17 protein-coding genes are annotated in these 20,992 nt (G+C 67.7%); 9 read left to right on the top strand and 8 right to left on the bottom strand.

Annotation, left to right across the window (positions count from 1 at the left end):
- Nucleotides 1-26 precede the first annotated feature (26 nt).
- Complete coding sequence (locus tag DFS13_RS18185) at nucleotides 27-1,520, bottom strand: efflux transporter outer membrane subunit (RefSeq protein ID WP_060212109.1); 1,494 nt, start codon at nucleotides 1,518-1,520, stop codon at nucleotides 27-29.
- Nucleotides 1,521-1,630: 110 nt separating this feature from the next.
- Here DFS13_RS18185 and DFS13_RS18180 point away from each other — a divergent pair, with 110 nt between their 5' ends.
- Entirely contained in the window at nucleotides 1,631-2,404 is a 774-nt protein-coding gene (locus DFS13_RS18180) for a helix-turn-helix domain-containing protein (RefSeq protein ID WP_027813636.1), read from the top strand.
- Between the two features lie 117 nt (nucleotides 2,405-2,521).
- On the top strand, nucleotides 2,522-3,508 hold the full coding sequence (locus DFS13_RS18175) for a LysR family transcriptional regulator (RefSeq protein ID WP_060212110.1): 987 nt from the start codon (nucleotides 2,522-2,524) through the stop codon (nucleotides 3,506-3,508).
- Between the two features lie 28 nt (nucleotides 3,509-3,536).
- On the opposite strand, the gene DFS13_RS18170 is transcribed toward DFS13_RS18175, so the two are convergent.
- Both DFS13_RS18170 and DFS13_RS18165 read right to left on the bottom strand, forming a co-directional pair.
- Nucleotides 3,537-4,025 (bottom strand): SRPBCC family protein, encoded by a 489-nt coding sequence (locus DFS13_RS18170; RefSeq protein WP_006491040.1) that lies wholly within the window; start codon nucleotides 4,023-4,025, stop codon nucleotides 3,537-3,539.
- 55 nt (nucleotides 4,026-4,080) lie between these two features.
- Entirely contained in the window at nucleotides 4,081-7,647 is a 3,567-nt protein-coding gene (locus DFS13_RS18165) for an amino acid adenylation domain-containing protein (RefSeq protein WP_060212113.1), read from the bottom strand.
- Between the two features lie 119 nt (nucleotides 7,648-7,766).
- Between DFS13_RS18165 and DFS13_RS18160 the strand changes: the two genes are divergently transcribed.
- Entirely contained in the window at nucleotides 7,767-8,849 is a 1,083-nt protein-coding gene (locus DFS13_RS18160; RefSeq protein WP_060212243.1) for an RNA-guided endonuclease TnpB family protein, read from the top strand.
- A gap of 1 nt (nucleotide 8,850) precedes the next feature.
- On the opposite strand, the gene DFS13_RS18155 is transcribed toward DFS13_RS18160, so the two are convergent.
- Genes DFS13_RS18155 through DFS13_RS18145 form a run of 3 tightly spaced genes read right to left on the bottom strand, consistent with a single transcriptional unit; the run spans nucleotide 8,851 to nucleotide 10,942 of the window.
- Nucleotides 8,851-9,777 carry a diiron oxygenase gene (locus DFS13_RS18155; RefSeq protein ID WP_048984203.1) on the bottom strand — a complete coding sequence of 309 codons (927 nt, stop codon included), beginning with the start codon at nucleotides 9,775-9,777 and terminating at the stop codon, nucleotides 8,851-8,853.
- Nucleotides 9,774-10,163: a cupin gene (locus DFS13_RS18150; RefSeq protein WP_048984200.1), complete on the bottom strand. Its 390-nt coding sequence runs from the start codon at nucleotides 10,161-10,163 to the stop codon at nucleotides 9,774-9,776. Before DFS13_RS18150 ends, DFS13_RS18155 begins: the two co-directional genes overlap by 4 nt.
- Nucleotides 10,160-10,942, bottom strand: coding sequence for a DUF3050 domain-containing protein (locus DFS13_RS18145; RefSeq protein WP_111441950.1), 783 nt, complete (start codon nucleotides 10,940-10,942; stop codon nucleotides 10,160-10,162). Before DFS13_RS18145 ends, DFS13_RS18150 begins: the two co-directional genes overlap by 4 nt.
- Before the next feature lie 396 nt (nucleotides 10,943-11,338).
- On the opposite strand from DFS13_RS18145, the gene DFS13_RS18135 reads away from it, so the two are divergent.
- Complete coding sequence (locus DFS13_RS18135) at nucleotides 11,339-12,700, top strand: condensation domain-containing protein (RefSeq protein WP_048984196.1); 1,362 nt, start codon at nucleotides 11,339-11,341, stop codon at nucleotides 12,698-12,700.
- Nucleotides 12,701-12,756: 56 nt separating this feature from the next.
- Nucleotides 12,757-14,103, top strand: a complete 1,347-nt coding sequence (locus DFS13_RS18130; protein WP_060212115.1) for an aspartate aminotransferase family protein — start codon at nucleotides 12,757-12,759, stop codon at nucleotides 14,101-14,103.
- A 30-nt stretch (nucleotides 14,104-14,133) separates the two neighbouring features.
- On the opposite strand, the gene DFS13_RS18125 is transcribed toward DFS13_RS18130, so the two are convergent.
- On the bottom strand, nucleotides 14,134-14,949 hold the full coding sequence (locus DFS13_RS18125; protein WP_006490827.1) for a helix-turn-helix transcriptional regulator: 816 nt from the start codon (nucleotides 14,947-14,949) through the stop codon (nucleotides 14,134-14,136).
- A gap of 196 nt (nucleotides 14,950-15,145) precedes the next feature.
- Here DFS13_RS18125 and DFS13_RS18120 point away from each other — a divergent pair, with 196 nt between their 5' ends.
- The gene (locus tag DFS13_RS18120; RefSeq protein ID WP_048984192.1) at nucleotides 15,146-15,859 is read left to right on the top strand and encodes an autoinducer binding domain-containing protein; all 714 of its coding nucleotides are present in this window, start codon (nucleotides 15,146-15,148) and stop codon (nucleotides 15,857-15,859) included.
- 67 nt (nucleotides 15,860-15,926) lie between these two features.
- On the opposite strand, the gene leuA is transcribed toward DFS13_RS18120, so the two are convergent.
- The gene (gene leuA, locus DFS13_RS18115) at nucleotides 15,927-17,636 is read right to left on the bottom strand and encodes a 2-isopropylmalate synthase (protein WP_181461619.1); all 1,710 of its coding nucleotides are present in this window, start codon (nucleotides 17,634-17,636) and stop codon (nucleotides 15,927-15,929) included.
- 945 nt (nucleotides 17,637-18,581) lie between these two features.
- Between leuA and DFS13_RS18110 the strand changes: the two genes are divergently transcribed.
- The 3 genes from DFS13_RS18110 to DFS13_RS18100 all read left to right on the top strand — a co-directional run bounded on the left by DFS13_RS18110 (nucleotide 18,582) and on the right by DFS13_RS18100 (nucleotide 20,812).
- Nucleotides 18,582-18,971, top strand: a complete 390-nt coding sequence (locus DFS13_RS18110; RefSeq protein WP_111441949.1) for a fucose-binding lectin II — start codon at nucleotides 18,582-18,584, stop codon at nucleotides 18,969-18,971.
- 122 nt (nucleotides 18,972-19,093) lie between these two features.
- Entirely contained in the window at nucleotides 19,094-19,915 is an 822-nt protein-coding gene (locus tag DFS13_RS18105) for a fucose-binding lectin II (RefSeq protein ID WP_111441948.1), read from the top strand.
- A 162-nt stretch (nucleotides 19,916-20,077) separates the two neighbouring features.
- Nucleotides 20,078-20,812, top strand: a complete 735-nt coding sequence (locus DFS13_RS18100; protein ID WP_060212120.1) for a fucose-binding lectin II — start codon at nucleotides 20,078-20,080, stop codon at nucleotides 20,810-20,812.
- Nucleotides 20,813-20,992 lie beyond the last annotated feature (180 nt).

Raw genomic sequence — 20,992 nt, 5'->3', positions numbered from 1 at the left:
GACAGGGACACTGCGAACGTGGCCGGCTACGGTTGCCAGCCGCCTCCGAGCGCCTTGAACACGGCGACCTGGTCGAGCGAGACCTGCTGCGTCGACTCGGCCAGCGCCGAATCGACCGCGACGAGGCTGCGCTGCGCGTCGAGCACGCCGAGGAAATCGAGGGCGCCGGCTTCGTAGTTCAGCTCGGCGAGGCGATAGGCGCGCGCATGCTCGGCGCGGGCGGTTTCGAGCGCGGCGCGGCGGCGCCACGCGGCGCCGTACCGGGCCAGCGCCTGCTCGGTTTCCTTCAGCGCACGCAGCACCTGCGCATCGAATTGCGCACGGGCGAGCGTGTCGTCGGCGCGAGCCTGCGCGAGCCGCGCGCGGCTCGCCGCCATGTTCGGAAAGCGCCACGTGATCAGCGGGCCGACGCCCCAGGCGATCGCGTACTTGTCGCCGAGCGTCGACGGATCGCCGCCGGTCGACAGCCAGTTCACCGAGCCGCCGAGCGAAATCGACGGATACAGCTCGGCCGTCGCCACGCCGATCCGCGCATTCGCGGCGGCCAGCTGGCGCTCGCTCTCGCGCAGATCGGGGCGGCGGCGCAGCAGCGACGCGCCGTCGCCGACCGGGAACGGCCGCGCGAGCACGGGCGCGGTGCGGCAATGCGCGACGGCGTCGGGCAGCGCGCCGGGCGCGCGCCCGGTCAGCACCGCGAGTTCGTACAGCGCGGCGCGCCGCGAGCCGACGAGCGCGGGCAGATCGGCGCGCGTGTCGTCGGCGAACGCGCGCGAACGCGCCACTTCGAGGTCGGACACGAGCCCGTGCGCGCGCTGTTTCGCCGTCAGCGCGGCCAGCCGGTCGGCGATGCCGACCGACTGCTCGGCCACGTCGATCCGCTCGCCGTACGCGCACACCTGCGCATATGCGGCCGTCGTCTCGGCGGCCACCACGACGCGCATCGCATCGGACGCGGCCTGCACCGCGTCGGCGTCGGCCCGCGCGGCGTCGACCAGATGACGCACGCGGCCCCACAGATCGACTTCCCACGACAACGAGAACGACGGCGCGAAACCCCAGCGCGTACGCGCTTCGGTGCCCTTGGCCGCCGCGACGATCTGGTCGGGCGCGTGCTTGCCGTAATCGACGCCGAACCCGGCCGTCGTATCGGGCAGCCGCGCGGCGCCGGCCTCGTCGAACACGGCGCGCGCACGCTCGACCCGCGCGACGGCCGCCGCGAGATCGCGGTTCTGCGCGAGCGCATCGCGCACGAGGCCGTCGAGCACCGGATCGTCGTACAGGCGCCACCAGCGTTGCGGCGGTTCGCCGGCGGCCGCGGCCGGCACGTCGGCCACCGCGTCGAACGGCCCGGTGCGCGTCGCGTCGGACACCGGCGGCCGATACGGCTCGCCGACCGAACACGCGGCCAGCGCGGCCGACGCCAGCAGCACGGCCGCACAGGTGGCGCGCCGCACGCGCGGCAAGCGTGTCTCGACGGCGGGAGAAACGGGCGAAGCGGACGGAATGGACGGAACGCGCATCGGGTGGCAAGGAGGTCGAACAAACGATGGGCTTATGGTAATTTCGACCTGAGTGGTCGATCTCGCGCGTAAAGCGCATTCGTCGTCGAGAAAAGGACAATTCAGATCAATTGGAAAATTTCTTCATCGCACTCGAGCGCCAGGCGCGCGACAAGCAGATCGCCGTCGTCGCCTCCGACTCGCCGGCGGGCATGGCGTACCCGCCGCATTCGCACCGCCAAGGCCAGCTGATCCACGCGATTTCCGGCGTGATGATCGTGCACGCGGACGCGGGCAGCTGGGTCGTGCCGACGGGCCGCGCGGTGTGGGTGCCGGGCGGCACGCAGCACGAGATCCGCTCGGCCGGCGACGTGCAGATGCGCACCGTGTTCGTCGGCCCCGAAGTGCGGCCGAGCCTGCCGGCCGAATGCCGGGTGATCGAAGTCGGCACGCTGCTGCGCGAACTGATCGTGACGGCCTGCGACCTGCCCGCCGACTACGACCTGTCGCACCGCGCGGGCCGCGTGCTCGCGCTGATCCTCGACGAGATCGAGATCGCGCCGTCGCTGTCGCTGCACGTGCCGATGCCGCGCCATCCCGCGCTCGTCGCACTGTGCACGCGGCTCATCAATGACCCGTCGTCGGCCGTCACGCTGCAGGCGTGGGCGCGCGACGCGCACATGAACGAGCGCACGCTCGCCCGTGCGTTCAAGCGCGAAACGGGCATGACGCACGGCGCATGGTGCCGCCACGCGCGGCTGCTGCTGAGCCTGCCGCGCCTCGCCGCCGGCACGCCGATCCTCGAACTCGCGCTCGAACACGGCTACGACAGCCCCAGCGCGTTCGCGGCGATGTTCCGCAAGGCGCTCGGCGTCGCGCCGAGCGAATACTTCCGGCGGCGCTGATCCGCGTCGATTGTCCGTTTTGCGACGATCGATCGCTGATGCGCGCGCGCAGCGTGCCGTGGCCGTCGCTACAGTAGCGGCATTGCCATACGGCCAGCCGGAGGTTTCGTCATCCCGATGGATCTGATTCAAAGCATGCAGGCGTTCGTCACGCTCGCGGACGCGGGCACCTTCACCGAGACCGGCAAACGGCTCGGCATCACGACCGCGCACGTCAGCCGGCTGGTCGCGTCGCTCGAGCATCGTCTCGGCATCCGGTTGCTGAACCGCACGACGCGTTCGATGTGCCTGACCGAAGCGGGCGAGCGCTATCTGGCGCGCGCCCGCGACATCACGCTGGCCGTCGATGCGAGCGAGCGCGAGGCGCGCGACGCGCGCGTGCATCCGCACGGCCGGCTGCGCGCGCATTGCAGCGCCAGCATCGCGAACCATTTCGTGATTCCGCTGATCGGGCAATTCCAGGCGCGCTACCCGGACGTGGCCGTCGACCTGACGCTCGCGCCGCACCTGCCGAAACTGGTGCGCGACAGCTACGACGTCGCGGTGATCGCGATGCCGAGCCTGCCGAGTTCCGAGCAGGTCGCGATCGACGTCGGCCGGATCCGCAGCGTGCTGTGCGCGTCGCCCGCGTATCTCGATGCGCACGGCATGCCCGATTCGCCGGGCGCGCTGGTTCACCATCGCTGCGTGCAACTGGTCGCGCCCGCGTATCACGAGCGCATCTGGACGCTGTGGAACGGTGCGGAAGCACAAACGGTGGACGTCGATCCGTCGATGACGGCCGACGTCGCCGCGTCGCTCGCAATCGCAGTGCGCGAAGGCGCGGGAATCGGCTTGCTGCCGGACTTCGTCGCCGCGGCCGACCTGCGCTCGGGCGCGCTGGTGCGCGTGCTGCCCGACTACCAAGCGGAAGAAATCGGCGTATTCCTGGTGTACGCGTCGCGCCAGCATCTCGATGCGAAAACGCGTGCATGGGTCGACTTCATGAAGGCCGCGCTGCGCGATGCGTTCGCCCAGGTGCACGACGACGCATGCGCATCACCGGCCGGGAAAAAAAGCCACGCGCCGGGCAAGGCCGGCGCGTGGGCCGGCGCCGCCGCATAGCGGCACGGCGCCGGCGGGCGATGCGCGGTTACTGCGGCTTGAATAGCGCGCGCAGGTTCGTCATCGCCATGTCGAGGAAGCCGGTAACGAACGCATCGAATTCCGGCTGGCGCGCGGCGCCGCCGTGCGACGGTTCGCCGGCGATGTCCCACGTCACCGTGCAGGCGTGGTCGCCGCGCGGTTCGACGCGCATCAGCGCCCACAGATTGCCGATGTCGAACGACGTGTGGATCAGGCTCCACGTCATCACCATCGCTTCGTCGTCGTGGCTGTTGAGCTGTTCGACGACGACGTTGCCGTCCGCGAAATGCTTGATGCGCAGCGAGCGCACGCCTTCGCCGATCATGTCGGTATGGTCGAGCCCCGTGATGAAGCGCGAGAAGCCGGCGAAATCGCCGACCACGCGCCACGCGTCGCGCGCCGGCACGTCGAGATCGGCCGAGCCGGACAGGATCGGCGTTTGCGGCGCGTAGACGAGCGTGGACGGACGGGGTTGCGTTGCAGTACGTTGCAGCATGATGCCTCCTTGATGAATGATGCGATGACAGCGATTGATCAAACGGGGTACGTCTTCACCACGCGGGTTCGGGCTCGGCGTCGCGACGGGCGTCGTTCGCGCGCGGCGCCGGTTCGGGCGGCGGCGGCATGAAACCGCATTCGGCGAGATAGCCGAAGTGCGCATCGAGCAGCGCGTCGTCCTTGTCCGGATACGTGACGCCGAGCCGGCGCAGCGTCGCCTCGGTGCGCGCGTGATCGATCACGGCCATGTCGCCGATATCGTCCTGCCGGTCGTCGAGATAGAACGCGACGACGTCGAACAGCGCATTCGATTCGTCGATCGACAACAGCCGCTCGCGCCAGACCTCGGGCGCCTCGAATCGCAGCGGATAGCCGCGCCGCGCGAGTGCGCGCAGGTAGCCGGCCCAGTCGAGCGGACGCGGGTTGTGCAGATGGAACACGCGCTCGGTGCGCGCACCGTCGAGCGTGCACGCGACGATCGCCCGCGCCAGGTAATCGACCGGGCTCAGGTCGAACAGCCCGCCCTCGCTCGCGAGCGGCGCGCAGCCGAGCTGCACCGCGCCCTTGAGCAGCAGCAGGATCCGGTTGCGTCCCGGCTGGCACAGCCCCGTGCGCGAATGGCCCGTGATGTTGCCGGGCCGCAGGATCGTCGTGTCGATCCCGCGCGCAGCCGCTTCGGCAACGAGATGCTCGGACACCCACTTCGTCAGGTTGTAGCCGTTGTTGACGAAGGCAGGGCCGGCCTCCGACGGGGCCGCCTCGATCAGGCGGCCCGTCGGGCCCGTCGCGCTCGCCGCGGATAGCGTCGATACGAAATGCAGCGCCTTGCGGCGGCCGCTGCAGCACAGGCGGAGCAGTTCGAGCGTCGAGCCGACGTTCTCCGCGTGCAGGTACGGGTAGTCGTACACGTGATTCACGTGTGCGCCGTTGTGATGAATCGCGCCGACCTCGGCCGCGAGCGTCTGCCACACCGCATCCGACAACCCGAGGCGCGGTGCGCCGAGATCGCCGAGCAGCACCCGCACGCGCGGATGCCCGCACAGATGGCCGAGCCCGTTGACGAACGCCGCTTCGTCGAGCCGCCGGCGCGCGCTCGCATCGTCGTCGCCGCGCACGACGCAGTAGACGATCTGATTGGTGCGGCTGATCAGCTCGCTGAGGATGAAGCTGCCCAGGAAGCCGTTCGCACCGGTCAGCAGCACCGCGCCGGGGCCGTCGCCCGCCGGCTGGCCGGCCGGCAGTCGCACGTCGTCGGGCAGGCGGCGATCGTCGTGCACGCGCGCCGGCACGTTCGCGCCGCGCTCGCCCGTTTCGTCGGTCAGCAGCGCCGCGAGCGCGGCGATCGTCGGCCGCTCCATGAAACGCGCGAGCGCCGCGTTGCCGCCCAGTTCGCGCTTCACCGCCAGCATCAGCCGCGACACCAGCAACGAATGGCCGCCCAGTTCGAAGAACGACGCGTCGCGACCGATCTCGTCCGGCGCGAGTTCGAGCAGCGTCGCCCACATCGCGGCGAGACGAAGCTCCAGCGCGCCACGCGGTGCGTCGCGCGTGTCGCTCCCCGCACGCGACACCGGCAGGCGCGCGAGTGCGGCGCGGTCGATCTTGCCGTTCGGCGTCGCGGGCAATACGTCGAGCGCCGTGATGTCGTACGGCACCATGTAGTCGGGCAGCGTGGCGGCCAGCACGGCGCGCAGCGCATCGGGCGTCGCCGCCGCGTCGACCGGCTTCGCGGCGAACAGCCGGATGCGCTTGCGCTCGTCGGGCACCACCGCGCACTGGCGGTACAGCCCCGCCGCCAGCGCGGCCGTCTCGATCTCGCCCGGCTCGACGCGAAAACCGCGAATCTTCAGTTGCGCGTCGCGGCGGCCCACGTAACGCAGCGTGCCGTCCGGCTCCCAGCTCGCGATGTCGCCGGTCCGGTACATCGTCGCGCCCGGCGTGCCGTACGGATCGGCGACGAAACGCTCGGCGCTCAGATCGGGCCGGCCGAGATAGCCGAGCCCGACGCCCGCGCCGGCGATGCACAGCTCGCCTTCCTCGCCGGTGAGCGCCGGCCGGCCGTCGGCCGCGAGCACATGGCAGCGCGCGTTCGCGATCGGCCGGCCGATGCGCCGGTTGCTGTCGCCGGCGCGCAGTTCGCCCGTCGTCGCGAGCACCGTGCATTCGGTCGGGCCGTAGATGTTGTGCAGCCGCCGGTTCGCGCTCCAGCGCGCGATCGTGTCGGGGTCGCACACGTCGCCGCCCGTAACGAGATGCGCGAGCGCGGGCCAGTCGCAATCCGGCAGCGCTGCGAGCAGCGCGGGCGGCAGGAATGCGTGCGTGATGCGCGCGTCGGCGACGAGCATCGCGAGCGCGTCGAGTTCGCGGCGCTGCGCTTCGCTCGGCGCGACCAGCGTCGCGCCGGCGAGCCAGGTCGGAAACATGTCGAGCAGCGACGCATCGAACGCGACCGTCGAGAATTGCAGCACGCGCGACGACGCGTCGAGCGACACGTGCGCGCGATACCAGTGGCAGAACTGCACGATGTTCCGGTGCGACAGCATCACGCCCTTCGGCACGCCGGTCGAACCCGACGTGTAGATCGCGACCGCGCAGCGCGCAGCGCGATCCGCATCGCGCTCGAGCGGCCACTGGCCGGACAGCGCATCGGGCGAGGCGTCCGCGTCCGCTTTCGCGTGCGCGCCGCAGTCGATCACGTCGAGGTCGAATCCGTCGAGCAGTGCCGGCTCGACCGCACCGTCGACAACGAGCGCCTGCGCCCCCGATTCACGCAGGATCGTGCGGGCCCGCTCGGGCGGAAACGCCGGATCGAGCGGCACGCAGGTCGCGCCGGCGCCCAGCACGCCGACGATCGCCGGGTACAGCGCGACGCCCTTGTCGAGCCGCACCGCGACCATGCGCGGCGCGGCCGGCCGCGCGGCGATACGCGCGGCAACCTGGCGGGCACGCGTGACCAGCTCGCGATAGGTCAGCTGGCCGTCAGCCGCGACGAGCGCGCAGGCGTCCGGCGCAGCGGCCGCCGCACGCGACACGAGTTCGGGCAGCGACGGCTCGCTCGGCCACGCCGCGGCCGTGTCGTTCGACGCGTGCCAGCCGGCCAGCCGTTCGAGATCGAGCACGATATCGGCCGGCCCCGGCGGCGCGGCGCGCGGCGCGTCGTTCGGATCGCTCAGCTCGCGCGCAATCCCGCTCGCGACTTCGTGCATCAGATCGACCGCGCACGCGGCGATCTCGTCCGCGAGGTCGGCGCCGTTGAGCGCCGCGCCGAACGCGAGCGTCGCGTCGGCCAACACGCGCGTGTCGCCGGGCGCCGCATCCGAGAGCCACGCGACGCGTACCTCGCGCGGCGGAAACGCATCGGCGACGATCTCGCAATGCAGCGGCCGTGCATGGACGCAATGCACGGCGGGGTCCGGTGCGCCGCAGACGATCGACCACTCGGCCGCGTTGCGTAACGTGTCGGGCGCCGGCGCCGGCAGCAGCAGCGCATCGGCCGCGTCGCGCAGCGGGCCGTCGCGGCCGTCGGCGATACAGACGGTATGGCCGGTCGCCTCGAGTTCGGTCGCCAGCCGTGCAGCGAGACGGGTCTGGCCGCCGATCGCAATGATGATCGCTTTCATCAGAATTTGCTCCGAGAAACCGCGCCATTTCCCCTAAGGGGAGTTCCTTCGGGGCGGATGGCGGGAAGGAAAGGAGTGCTGTTGACAGGCAGCTTCTTCCACGGGTTAGTATGGCCGACATGATCCTCGTCTACCGCTACCGCGTGAAGTCGCTCAACGGACTGCTTAACAAGCAGAGCCGCGCGGTGAACTACGTGTGGAACTTCTGCAACGACACGCAGAAGCACGCGCTGAAGTGGGGCAAGAAGTGGCCTACAGGATTTGACCTGAACGTGCTGACGACCGGCAGCAGCAAGGAACTCGGTATTCACTCCGGCACGGTCAACGCGACGTGCGAGCAATACGCGAAGTCGCGCAGTCAGCACCGTCGGCCCTACTTGCGCTATCGCGGCAGAAAATCGCTGGGCTGGGTGCCGCTGAAGGGCCGTGACCTGAAGCGCGAGGGTGACGCGTTCTGTTTCGCCGGCAATACGTTTCGCGTGTTCAACAGCCGCCCGCTTCCCGAAGGCAAGATCAAGGACGGGACCAACTTTGCGCAGGATGCACGCGGCAACTGGTTTCTCAATATCGTGATCGAGACGCCGGATGTTCCGGCCCGACCTATCCGTTCCGGTGTGGGCATCGACCTCGGCCTGAAAGACTTCGCCACCCTTTCGACCGGAGAAAAACTGCCGAATGACCGGTTCGGCCGACGCGCGGCGGAAAAGCTCGCGAAAGCGCAGCAGGCGCGAAAGCACAAGCGGCATATCGCGAAGCTGCACGCCAAGGTCGCGAATGCCCGCGCCGATTTCCAGCACAAGCTCGCGCTCGATTTGGTGCGGCGCTTCGATTACATCGCGGTTGGCAATGTGTCGGCTGCGAAACTCGCCAGAACCAGGATGGCGAAGAACGTCTACGACGCGTCCTGGTCGTCCTTCCGAAACAAGCTCCGCTACAAAGCGATCGCGCACGGAGTCACGTTCGAGGAAGTCGACGAAAACGGTTCGACCCAGTCCTGTTCGTCGTGCGGATCGAAAGACAGCACGACGCGGCCGAAAGGTATCGCGGGACTGCGAATAAGAGAGTGGGCCTGCAGTGACTGTGGTGTCGAGCATGATCGAGATACCAACGCTGCGCTGAACATTCTCCGATGCGGACGTGCATCGCCAGGTGTGGGAATCCTCCGCCTTGAGGCGCAGCGGAGGAGGACGTCAACGACGTGACTCACAGGTAGTCGGACAAGGCCGCGCGGGTCGGCGCGTGATCGAGCAGGCCGCTCATCCGGAAGAACTGCCGGATGTTGACGATCATCGGATGCTGGCTCGTGATCGGATACGCGCCGACCATGTCGTCCGCGATCCGCGCACGCTCAGCGGCCGGCAGATCGAGCGCATCGATCAGGCGGCGATCGAACTGCAGTTGCAGGTCGGCGCTCAGGTATTCGCGCAGGAAGCACGGCAGCCCTTCGCCGAGCGCGAGCCGCGCGGGTTCGTCGATCTCCGACCAGTACAGCTTCACGAGATTGATCCAGAACGCCGAGTGACGGCCTTCGTCCGCGAGGTGATCGGCCATCACGCCCTTCACCGAGCGCTTGAGCGTCGCGTCGCGCGAGAACGCCGCGACTTCCGCCGTGACCGTGTTCTCCGAGATCGCGACGCACATCAGCTCCATGCCGTCGCGGTACTGCGCGCCGACCCGCTCGACCGCGCGCGGAATCGCCCGCGACAACTCGATCTCGCTGTTCGGCGGCAGCGGCGCGATGCCGGTGGCCTCCTCGACCTGCCGCAGGTAGTCCATCGCGACGTACGCGTGGTAGTCCTCGTCGATCACGACTGTCATCGCATCCTGCCGGCATGCGAACGGAAACGGGTGCGCGAAGCGGCCGCGCGCGATCCGCAACGCGGTGGCGTTGACGATCTCCGTCTCGAAGATGATCACGTCCTGAATGTACTTGTAGAAGCTTTGCAGCAGGACGAAATCGCGCACCGCATCGCCCGCGTCGACGATCGCCGGGTGCGCGCACAGCGGCTGGCGTTCGAGCGGGTAGTAGCGCAGTTCGTCGTCCTCGACGATCCGCCGCGGGCGCGATCGCACGGTCGCGCGCGCCTCCCAGCGATCGACGTGGCTCACGTAGGTGACGGCGGTCGTCATCGAGTGTCCTCCGGGGAACCGTAGTAATGGATTTCGAGCAGAAGGCAGCCCGCGTCGCTGCGGAACGGGCCATGCGGCGTGCCGGCCGGACGCACGAAGTAGCTGCCTTCCCGATAGGTCGCGCGGTACCCGCGCGTCGCGACGTCGACCAGGCTCTGGTCGCCGTCGATCAGATGCACTTCCTCGTGGTAGTCGTGCAGGAACGGCACGCGCGTGCCCGCGCCGGGATCGAACCGCACGATCCGGGTTCGGATGCCGCGCTTCGCGTGCTCGTCCAGCGTATCGACGAGCACGACCTGGTCGATGCCGTCTTCGAACGCCGCCGGGTGCTCCCACTCGAGCGCCGCGAAATCGACGATGCGCTCCGACAGCCCGCGCGCGTTCATGCCGGCACCACGTTGCGAGTCTGGCCGAGATGCGCGAGCAGCCCGTCCCACAGGCGCATGCGCTCGTCGATCGCATCGAGTCCGGCCTGCAGCGCTTCCTCGAGCTTCGCCGCGTCGCCGTCGGCCGCCTCGCGGATCATCGCGCGCGCCGCCGGCCCGTGCTCGCCCGAATCGACTTCGATGTGGCGATCGAGGTAATACACGAGCAGCGGAATCGACGAGCGCTCGATCTTCCATTCGTCGAGCAGCGTGCGGAACATGTCGGGAATCACGTTCTCGCGGCCGTAGAAGAAGTTGCCGAGCACCTGGTGCGTCGCGCCCGACGTGCACGCGGCCATCGTCGCCTCGACGAAGCGGATCACCGGCTCCGGCGCATCGACGGCCTTCAGCGCGGCCGACGCCGAGAAGCCCGAGCGCACCAGCGACACCATTTCCTCGATGCGCGACGTCGACGCGCCGACATCGCGCATCGCGTGCAGGTACAGGTCGTAGTGGCTCATGTGGCCGTTCGGCGTTTCGTCCGATTCCTCGCCGAGCACGATCTCGTTGATCAGGCGCGACGCGTTCGCGTTGCGCGGTGCGACCCACGGCACCGCGACGGTGGTCAGGTCCTGCTGCAGCCGCTTCACGAGCGACATGAAATCCCACACGGCGAATACGTGCCATTCCATGAACACGCGCAGCTCGTCGATGGTACGGATCGATCCAAACACCGGATGATGCGCGAGCCGCTCGTGCTGCTCGCCGATTTTTCGCTCCAGCCCTTCCAGTTGATTCACGGGACTCTCCTAGTAATGTCCGCTCGCGCCAGCCCACTGCGCCGGCTTCCGGCGCCGGAAACCGTTTCCGGCGAATTGCCTGCATGCCGTTTTCGGCTTGCGCAGCAATTTCAGGCGTCGATGCTAAATAAGCTGCAAATTTGCCGCCTATTCAAAACGGACATTCTCATATTCTTTCCGGACCAGACCACTCACCCATCCACGAAAGCCTTTACCGTCAAGGCTTTGACGCATTACCAACAAAATCGCACGGAATTGACAGCCGCAAATCGGGCTGTCTAGGATAAGAATTGCGATTCGTCAAAAATGAAATGCACGATGCGAATATGTATTTTTTATTAAACAAATACGCGCAATTAATTCATCCACCGGAATAAGCTTTCCAGGAGAAACGACGTGACCGATTCGACGCTTCAATTGCCGCTGTCCGCGCCGCAGCGGGATTTCTGGGAGGCCGCGCTCGCGTATCCCGTCCCGTCGACGCATATCTACGCGGCCGAGTATTTCGACATTCGCGGCGCGCTCGACACCGGCGCATTCGAACGCGCGCTGCGGCAGGTGATCCGCGAGGCGCAGACGCTGCACACGACGCGGATCGTGCTGGATGGCGACACGCCCGTGCGCGTGCTCGATGCTGCGCTCGCCGACGACTGGACGCTCGAACACGTCGACCTCGCCGGCACGAAAGACGCGCACGCCATCGCGCTCGCCGGCATGCGCGCACACTGCACGGGCGCGATCGAGCTGGCGCGCGGGCCGTTCTTCCGCCATACGCTGTACCGCATCGCGCCGGATCACTACTACTGGTATCACGGCTACGCGCACATCCTGGTCGACGGCTATTCGGGCAGCCTGATCGCCACGCGCGCCGCCGAGCTGTACAACGCATTCGCCTCGGGCGCCAAGGCGCCGCCCGCGCGCTTCGCGTCGCTCGCGGAACTGCAACTGGACGAAGACGCGTACCGCGCGTCCGAACAGTTCGCGCACGATCGCCGCTACTGGCTCGAGCGCTTCGCGGACCAGCCGCGCACGGTCACGCTCGCCGGCCCCGCACGCTTTCCCGAGCGCGACGACGGGCCCGACCTGCGCGAGACGCGCCTCGCCACCGCAGCCGAAAGCGCACGCCTCGAGGCGGTCGCCAGGGATCTCTTCACGTCGACGGTGCCGCGGCTCGTCACCGCGCTGACCGCCGCGTACCTGTACCTGAACACCGGCGCGCACGACATCGTGCTGTCGGTCGCCGCGATGGCGCGCACGTCGGCGCGCGAGCGCCGCACGCCGGCGCAGTGCGCGAACATGCTGCCGCTGCGCCTGCATGTCGAGCCGGGCCACACGCTCGACGATCTGTGCCGCCAGGCGAACCGCGAGATGATCGCGCTGCGCCAGCACCAGCGCTACCGGATGGGCGACCTGCACCGCGAGCTGACGTCGCTCGACAACGGCCAGGGCGTGTTCGGCCCCGAGATCAACATCATGGCGTTCGACTACGACCTGCGGTTCGGCGACTGCGTGACGACGTCGCACAACCTGTCGGTCGGCACCACCGACGACCTGATGGTGAACCTGACCGACCGCCGCAACGGCGAACCGCTGCGCTTCGACTTCGACGCGAGTCCGCAGTACTACAGCCGTGATGCGCTGAACGCCCACGTCGGCCAGTTCCTGACTTTCATGCGTGTCGCGCTCGACGAACCGTTCGCGACGCTCGGCGCGCTCGAGAGCCGGCTCGACTTTCAACCGGCGGCGCTCGCCGGCTGAGCGCCACCTGCGTCACCGTGTTGCCCCGTCAAACCGAATCACTACGGAGTCCTGTCATGTCCTATTCGGAATCGCGCTTCTGGCATCCCCGGCAACATCCGCTGGCCGCGTCGCGCTCGCCGATTCGCATCACGCGCGGCGAAGGCTGCTACCTGTACGATGACACCGGCCGGCCGTATCTCGACGCCGTCGCGTCGCTGTTCAACGTGTACGTCGGCCACGGCCGGCGGGAAATCAAGGAAGCGATCGTCCGGCAGCTCGACGAGCTCGAATATCACCCGGTATTCGCCGGGTTCAGCCATCCGCGCGCGGAAGAACTGTCGGCGCGGCTGGTCGGCATGCTGCAGCCGGAAGACATGAGCCGCGTGATCTTCGGCTCCGGCGGCTCGGACGCGATCGAGGCCGCGCTGATGATCGCGCGGCAGTACTGGAAGGTGTCCGGGCAGCCCGAGCGCACCAAGTTCATCGCGCTGCGCCAGGCCTATCACGGCTCGCACTTCGGCGGCAGCTCCGTCACCGGCAACACCGTCTACCGCCGCAACTACGAGCCGACGCTCGCCGGCTGCTTCCACGTCGAGACGCCGTGGATCTATCGCAACCCGTTCACGCACGACCCGGAAGAACTCGGCCGCCTGTGCGCGTCGCTCGTCGAGCGCGAGATCCTGTTCCAGGGCCCCGATACCGTGGCCGCCTTCATCGCCGAACCGGTGCAGGCGACGGGCGGCATCATTGTGCCGCCCGCGAACTACTGGCCGCTGGTGCGCGAAGTGTGCGACCGCCACGGCGTGCTGCTGATCGCCGACGAGGTGGTGACCGGCTTCGGCCGGACCGGCGCGGCGTTCGGCAGCCGCGGCTGGGGCGTCGCGCCCGACATCATGTGCCTGGCGAAGGGCGTGTCGTCAGGGTATCTGCCGCTCGGCGCGACCGTCGTCAACCGTCGCATCGAGAACGCGTTCGCCTCCAACCCGGGCGGCATCGGCACGCTGATGCACGGCTACACCTACTCGGGCCACCCGATCGTCTGCGCGGCCGCGCTCGCGAACCTGCAGATCATCGTCGACGAGGATCTCGCCGGCAATGCGGCGCGCGAAGGCGCGTACCTGCTGGAACGGCTGCAGCCGCTGGTCGACCGCTATCCGGTGGTCGGCGACGTGCGCGGCAAGGGTCTGCTGGTCGGCATCGACCTCGTGAAGGACAAGGTCACGCGCGAATCGATCGATCCGTCGGACGGCTATGCGGCCGCACTGGCCGACGCGGCGCGCGATGCCGGCGTGCTGATCCGCTCGCTCGGCAACCGGCTCGCGATCGCGCCGCCGCTCGTGATCGGTCGCGAGGACGTCGACCGGATCGCGCATGCGATCGAGCATGCGTTCGAAGCGGTGCCGCGCTGGACCGCCCGCTGAACGCGGCGGCGGGGGCGGCAGTGGCGGCGGTCAGCGCGCCGCCGCTTCCGCCGCCGCGAGGTACTGGCTCGGCGTGACGCCGAACGCGCGCTTGAAGGTGGCCGCATAGGTGGTCGGGCTGCGATAGCCGACCTGGTGCGCGGCCTGCGTGACGGGCATGCCGCTCGCGAGCAGCGCGAGTGACATCGACAGCCGCAGTTGCTGGCGCCACGCGGCCACGCTCATGCCGGTCTCGCTGCGAAACAGGCGCGCCAGATGGCGCGCGCTCAGCGCGGCGTCGCGTGCGAGCGTGTCGAGCGGCAGTTCGCAGTGCGGCTCGCGCTGCAGTCGCTCGCACAGCTTCAGCAGGCGCCGATCGCGCGGCAACGGCAACGTGAGCGGCGTCTGCGCGAGTTCGCTCAGTTCGTCGGCGAACAGGCGCGCGAGCGGATCGTGGTCGACGCTGCAATCGAACGGATGCGACACGCGCGTGGCGAGCTCGCGCAGCAGCGGCGAGACGGTCATCGCGCACAGCGTGGCCGGCAGCCGCGCGCCGAGCGCGTCGCCGAGATAGAGCGAGCAGAGCTGGACGTCGTCGGCCACGCGCATCGCATGAACGGTGCGCGCCGGAATCCAGATCGCGCGCAGCGGCGGGGTGATCCAGCGCTGGCCTTCGACGTCGAGTACTAATACGCCGCGCGTCGTAAACAATAGTTGCCCGGCCTGATGCGCGTGCGGGGCATACTCGTGAGCAAGCGCGCGGGCGGGGGCCGACGCGCAGGGCGGTTCGATCGCGCGGATCCCGCCGAAGGCGAACGCGCGCGCACCGGCGCGTGCGAGGAGAGGCACGTCTTGAACGCTGGTCATGGTCGATCAGTCCTGGTACGAAACCGGAGGGGTACCGCAACACGTGAAACGACGGGGGGACAGTGCCCGCACAAGCGGGCCCGTCGTGCGAACAGCCGCCATTAAACCGGCGTCGGCTTCGCCTCAAAACTGTCCTTTTGAACAGGATACGCGCGGGCCGCAATGCACGGCCCGCCCACACCGACGAGGATCACCGATGGACCTGACAATACTGCACGACTGTTTCGACGCACTACAGCGCGCACCCACCGCGGAAGCCGCGTTCCCGCCGATTGCCGCCGCCGCGGTCGCGCTCGGATTCCAGTATTGCGTGTACGGCTTGCGCCGCACGCTGCCGCTCGCCCGGCCCGACCTGCAGATCGTCGGCAATCATCCACGCGAATGGGAACACCGTTATGTGAAATTCGGCTACGTCACCATCGATCCGATCATCAAGCGGGTCGCGAGCCAGCCGCGGCCGGTCGTATGGAATGCGTTCGACGAACCGGGCGACACCGCGTTCTGGCACGACGCGGCGTGCTTCGGGATGCGTTACGGCTGGTCGCACGGCGGCTACGACCGGGCCGGCAATCTCGGCGTGCTGACGCTCGTGCGCGACACGACGCCGCTCGACGCGGATGAAATCTCGCGATTGCGCGCACCGTGCGCGAGCCTCTCGCATGCGGCGCATGCGTACCTGATGCCGCGCCTCGCCGATCCGATCGCGCCGGTCGGCACCGGGCTGACGCTGCGCGAGCGCGAGGTGCTGGCGTGGACGGCCGACGGCAAGACGGCCTACGAAATCGGGATGATCTTCGGGATCGCGGAGCGGACGGTGAAGTTCCACCTGCAGAACGCCGTCGTGAAGCTCGACGCGATGAACAAGACGCATGCGGCCACCAAGGCCGCGATGCTCGGGCTGCTGCCCTGACGGCGTGCGCGCGCCGTGACCTGAAAAAACAACCCGGGCCGGCCCTGCCGCCCGGGTTTCGACCCGCTTATGCGACGGCCTGCACCGCCGGCTGTCCGGCAAAGAAGGTTGCCTGCACAACCTCATCCGCGCGCGCATACGCACGGTTCACGCCGCTGATCACCGCACGAATCGACGCGGTCGTCAGGTTCGCATCGACCCCCACACCGAACGCGCTGCCGCGCACGCCCGCGCCGGCCAGTTCGGCGATCGCGATCGCCTTCGCATCGGCGCCCTGCGACAGCGCGCGTTCCTCGTAATGCTGGATCCGCAGCGGCGTGTGCAGCGCATGCATCAGCGCGTCGAGCGGGCCGTTGCCTTCCCCACGCAGCACACGGCGCTCGCCGTGCACGTCGGCGGTCAGCACGATCGTCTCGCGGCCGTCGCGCTCGGTCAGCTCATGGCCGACATAACGCAGCGGCGTGTCGCTTTCGACGTATTCCTGCTGGAACAGCGCCCAGATCTGCGCGCTCGTCACCTCGTGCCCGCTCTCGTCGGTCAGGCGCTGCACGGCCGCGCTGAAATCGACCTGCATGCGGCGCGGCAACGCGACGCCGTAGCCCTGTTCGAGCAGGTACGCGATCCCGCCCTTGCCCGACTGGCTGTTCACGCGAATGATCGAATCGTACGTGCGGCCGAGGTCGTTCGGATCGATCGGCAGGTACGGGACTTCCCATACGGTGTCCGCGCGCTGAACCGCGAAGCCCTTCTTGATCGCGTCCTGGTGCGAGCCCGAGAACGCGGTGAACACGAGGTCGCCGACATACGGATGGCGCGGGTGAACCGGCAACTGCGTGCATTCCTCGGACGTGCGCGCGACTTCGTTGATCTGCGAGAAATCGAGGCCCGGATCGACGCCCTGCGTGTACAGGTTCAGCGCGAGCGTCACGAGGTCGACGTTACCCGTGCGTTCGCCGTTGCCGAACAGGCAGCCCTCGATCCGGTCGGCGCCAGCCATCACCGCGAGCTCGGCCGCCGCGACCGCGGTGCCGCGGTCGTTGTGCGGGTGGACGGACAGGATCAGCGAATCGCGGCGCGCGAGGTTGCGGTGCATCCACTCGATCTGGTCCGCATAGTAATTCGGCGTGCCGATTTCCACCGTGGCCGGCAGGTTCACGATCGACTTGCGCTCGGGCGTCGGCTGCCACACGTCGAACACCGCGTCGCACACTTCCTTCGCGAAATCGAGTTCGGTCGCCGTAAACGTTTCCGGGCTGTACTGCAGCGTGAATTGCGTGTCGGTCGCCGCATCGGCGCATCGCTTGATCGTGCGCGCCGCGTTCACCGCGAGCTGCTTCACGCCGTCGCGATCGAGGCTGAACACGATCTTGCGGAATTCCGGCGCGGTCGCGTTGTACAGGTGCACGATCGCGCGCTTCGCGCCGCGCAGCGACGCGAAGGTGCGCTCGATCAGGTCGTCGCGCGCCTGCGTCAGCACCTCGATCGTCACGTCGTCGGGAATGTGGCCGCCCTCGATCAGTTCGCGGACGAAGTTGAAGTCGGTTTCGGACGCGGACGGGAACGCGACCTCGATCTCCTTGAAGCCGATCGCCACCAGCGTCTTGAACATCCGCATCTTGCGCGTGGCGTCCATCGGCTCGAACAGCGCCTGGTTGCCGTCGCGCAGGTCGGTGCTCATCCAGATCGGCGCCTGCGTGATCGTGCGCGACGGCCACGTGCGGTCGGGCAGGTTGACGGGCGTAAACGGTCGGTATTTGGTCGCGGGGTTTTTCAGCATCATGATGTCGGTCCTCGGTCTGTTTGTCGGCGAAGCGCGGCGCGGCGGCCATCGGCGTGATGAGCCGGGTCCATGCGCAGCGGTAAAAACGGCAAAAAAGCGGCACAACGGCAAAGCGGTACGGCAAACGACGGCCTTGGCGGTTGGGCGACCGGGACGGAGCGGAGTGGTGACGGAAGAAAGACGAACTCAGGCGCCGGTCGACAACCGGGGCCAGGTCGGTGATGCGGGGAAAATCTGGCGCTTCAGGAAAGAAGCAGATGGAAAGCGCGCAGCCGCAGACCCAGCCCGGAGAAGCGGGCTAGTAGTCGTAGCGAGAAGAGGAACTGGGCGGCGTGCATGACCGGCATCAAATCACAGGGTGGCCACGGCTGTCAACCGGGCGCATTCATTCCGCGTCGTCCCCCGACACGCGCGTTGGCGCAGAATCAGTCCAGTCCGATAGGCGGCGGCTGGCCCCATCGATATGCTTCACGGGTGCGGCGCCGGTGAGGCCCTATTCATGTTCGGAGTGAGTCGGTCCATCCTCTTCGCCGGTCGCCGCACACCCCTCCCTGCAATCGGGCTTCGGTGTGGGCGTTCGACGGTGGCCGGTGGGCGCGGCCACGACAGAGATGCTGATGTTGAAACGAAACGCTGCCATATGCGAACGCCGAGCGTCTGCTCCGAAGTCCGATTGCCCTCCGCCTCTCCCGCCCCGCTCGCGCATCGTTCAGGAAAACGATACACGCATCGATATAATTTATCGAATATATCGAAATCCACTTCATTAACTACATTTCACTCAATCGATTGGCATTGCTTTTCGATTTACTGAACAATATCCATTCACGTACGAATATTTTTTTATTTATTTTTCGTCATGCTCGGTACGTCGCGTTTCAAACGGCAAACGTTTGCGCGACGAGGCCCCTGGCCTTACCTAATAATCCACAGGAGAAAAGCATGGCTGATTCTCAAACGTCATCCAACCGCGCCGGCGAATTCTCGATTCCGACGAATACCGATTTCCGCGCGATTTTCTTCGCGAATGCCGCCGAGCAACAGCACATCAAATTGTTTATCGGCGACAGCCAGGAACCCGCCGCGTATCACAAGCTGACGACGCGCGACGGCCCGCGCGAAGCCACGCTGAATTCCGGCAACGGCAAGATCCGTTTCGAAGTGTCGGTGAACGGCAAGCCGTCGGCGACCGACGCGCGCCTCGCGCCGATCAACGGCAAGAAGTCGGACGGCTCGCCGTTCACGGTCAACTTCGGGATCGTCGTGTCGGAAGACGGCCACGACAGCGACTACAACGACGGCATCGTCGTGCTCCAGTGGCCGATCGGCTGACCTGACGCACGTTCGACGACCGACCGCCGCCGGCCGCGCCGCGTCCGCGCCGGCCGGCGGTTTGCGCCCGGTACGGCGGCGCCTCGCCCCCGGCCGGCCCCGCCCTCCCTCCGGAGACTCCCATGCCCCTCCTTTCGGCTTCGATCGTTAGCGCGCCCGTCGCGACGTCGGAGACTTACGTCGACATCCCCGGCCTCTACCTCGACGTCGCGAAGGCCGGGATTCGCGACGGCAAACTGCAAGTCATCCTCAACGTGCCGACGCCTTATGCGACCGGCAACAACTTCCCCGGCATCTATTTCGCGATCGCGACGAACCAGGGCGTCGTCGCGGACGGCTGCTTCACGTATTCGTCGAAAGTGCCCGAAAGCACCGGCCGCATGCCGTTCACGCTCGTCGCAACGATCGACGTCGGCAGCGGCGTCACGTTCGTGAAGGGCCAGTGGAAAAGCGTGCGCGGCAGCGCGATGCACATCGATTCGTACGCGAGCCTGTCCGCGCTCGGCGGCACGGCCGCGCCATCGTCGTCGCAAGGCAGCGGCAATCAGGGCGCCGAAACCGGCGGCACCGGGGCCGGCAACATCGGCGGCGGCGGCGAACGCGACGGTACGTTCAATCTCCCGCCGCACATCAAGTTCGGCGTGACCGCGCTCACCCACGCGGCGAACGACCAGACGATCGACATCTACATCGGCGACGACCCGAAACCGGCCGCGACGTTCAAGGGCGCCGGCGCCCAGGACCAGAACCTCGGCACGAAAGTGCTCGATTCCGGCAACGGACGCGTGCGCGTGATCGTGATGGCGAACGGCAGGCCGTCGCGGCTCGGCTCGCGACAGGTCGACATTTTCAAGAAGTCGTACTTCGGGATCGTCGGATCAGAAGACGGCGCCGACGACGATTACAACGACGGCATCGTGTTCCTGAACTGGCCGCTGGGTTGATCGACGGCCATCACGAACCATCGCAATGGCGACGGGGCCCACCATGCATTGCGCATCGTTCGAGCAGTCATTTGCAGTCCCACTGCTGTACACCGCGCGCGGTCCGGCGAAATCCGTTCGCCGGTCATGCGATGCGGAACCTTCCATTCAGACGAGGACGACATGTCACAGCCCTTTACCCACGACGACCTTTACGCGCTGCTGCAACTCGCGGGCAACGACGCCACTGCCGTGCAGGCCAACGGCGATCAGGCCGTGCTAGACCGGATGCGCCAGTTCATGACCGCGCAGCTCGTCGAGAAACTGCCGCAATACGACGTGTTCGTCGATATCGCGACGATCCCGTACAGCTTCGACGTCGGCAGCTGGCAGAACAAGGTGAAAACCGATGCGGCAGGCGAGGTCGTTGCCTGCACGGTGACGTGGGCCGGCGCGCCGGGCGTGTTGCCCGGTGCCGCGGCGAAGTTCGGCGTCGGCGCGGTGGTCAATTACTTCTCGAAAGCGACACCGCAACCGGTGCAGCCCGCGCCCGCGCCGACCGGCGGCGGCGAACGCGACGGCGTCTTCAACCTGCCGCCGAACATCGCGTTCGGCGTGACCGCGCTGGTCAATTCGTCCGCACCGCAGACGATCGAGGTCTTCGTCGACGACAACCCGAAACCGGCCGCGACGTTCCAGGGCGCCGGCACGCAGGACGCGAACCTGAACACGCAGATCGTGAACTCGGGCAAGGGGAAGGTGCGCGTGGTCGTGACGGCGAACGGCAAGCCGTCGAAGATCGGCTCGCGGCAGGTCGACATCTTCAAGAAGACCTACTTCGGGCTGGTCGGATCGGAAGATGGTGGCGATGGCGACTACAACGACGGCATCGCGATCCTGAACTGGCCGCTGGGTTGACGCACGCTAGTCCGACGAGCGTCGCCACGCCGCCCGGCGTGGCGACTGGCCGGTGCGCGTCGGCCAGTCGCGAACCCGCGCCCGCGCCGCAAGAACGATCAAATACCCATCCGCCGATACCATCCAGTCCGCCCGACACCCTCATTGGCACACTATGGACCCGGTTGGACAAGCACGCTG

This window comes from Burkholderia sp. 28_3 (assembly GCF_003253915.1).
GTDB lineage: Bacteria > Pseudomonadota > Gammaproteobacteria > Burkholderiales > Burkholderiaceae > Burkholderia > Burkholderia cenocepacia.
Note: the sequence above shows the minus strand (reverse complement) of the source record. Positions and strands in the feature narration are given on the sequence as shown.

What these genes read in the sequence shown, in the direction of transcription:
- DFS13_RS18185 (WP_060212109.1), bottom strand. Translation starts at nt 1,520, where the DNA reads ATGCGCGTTCCGTCCATTCCGTCCGCTTCGCCCGTTTCTCCCGCCGTC.
- DFS13_RS18175 (WP_060212110.1), top strand. Translation starts at nt 2,522, where the DNA reads ATGGATCTGATTCAAAGCATGCAGGCGTTCGTCACGCTCGCGGACGCG.
- DFS13_RS18170 (WP_006491040.1), bottom strand. Translation starts at nt 4,025, where the DNA reads ATGCTGCAACGTACTGCAACGCAACCCCGTCCGTCCACGCTCGTCTAC.
- DFS13_RS18165 (WP_060212113.1), bottom strand. Translation starts at nt 7,647, where the DNA reads ATGAAAGCGATCATCATTGCGATCGGCGGCCAGACCCGTCTCGCTGCA.
- DFS13_RS18160 (WP_060212243.1), top strand. Translation starts at nt 7,767, where the DNA reads ATGATCCTCGTCTACCGCTACCGCGTGAAGTCGCTCAACGGACTGCTT.
- DFS13_RS18155 (WP_048984203.1), bottom strand. Translation starts at nt 9,777, where the DNA reads ATGACGACCGCCGTCACCTACGTGAGCCACGTCGATCGCTGGGAGGCG.
- DFS13_RS18150 (WP_048984200.1), bottom strand. Translation starts at nt 10,163, where the DNA reads ATGAACGCGCGCGGGCTGTCGGAGCGCATCGTCGATTTCGCGGCGCTC.
- DFS13_RS18130 (WP_060212115.1), top strand. Translation starts at nt 12,757, where the DNA reads ATGTCCTATTCGGAATCGCGCTTCTGGCATCCCCGGCAACATCCGCTG.
- DFS13_RS18125 (WP_006490827.1), bottom strand. Translation starts at nt 14,949, where the DNA reads ATGACCAGCGTTCAAGACGTGCCTCTCCTCGCACGCGCCGGTGCGCGC.
- DFS13_RS18120 (WP_048984192.1), top strand. Translation starts at nt 15,146, where the DNA reads ATGGACCTGACAATACTGCACGACTGTTTCGACGCACTACAGCGCGCA.
- leuA (WP_181461619.1), bottom strand. Translation starts at nt 17,636, where the DNA reads ATGCTGAAAAACCCCGCGACCAAATACCGACCGTTTACGCCCGTCAAC.
- DFS13_RS18110 (WP_111441949.1), top strand. Translation starts at nt 18,582, where the DNA reads ATGGCTGATTCTCAAACGTCATCCAACCGCGCCGGCGAATTCTCGATT.
- DFS13_RS18105 (WP_111441948.1), top strand. Translation starts at nt 19,094, where the DNA reads ATGCCCCTCCTTTCGGCTTCGATCGTTAGCGCGCCCGTCGCGACGTCG.
- DFS13_RS18100 (WP_060212120.1), top strand. Translation starts at nt 20,078, where the DNA reads ATGTCACAGCCCTTTACCCACGACGACCTTTACGCGCTGCTGCAACTC.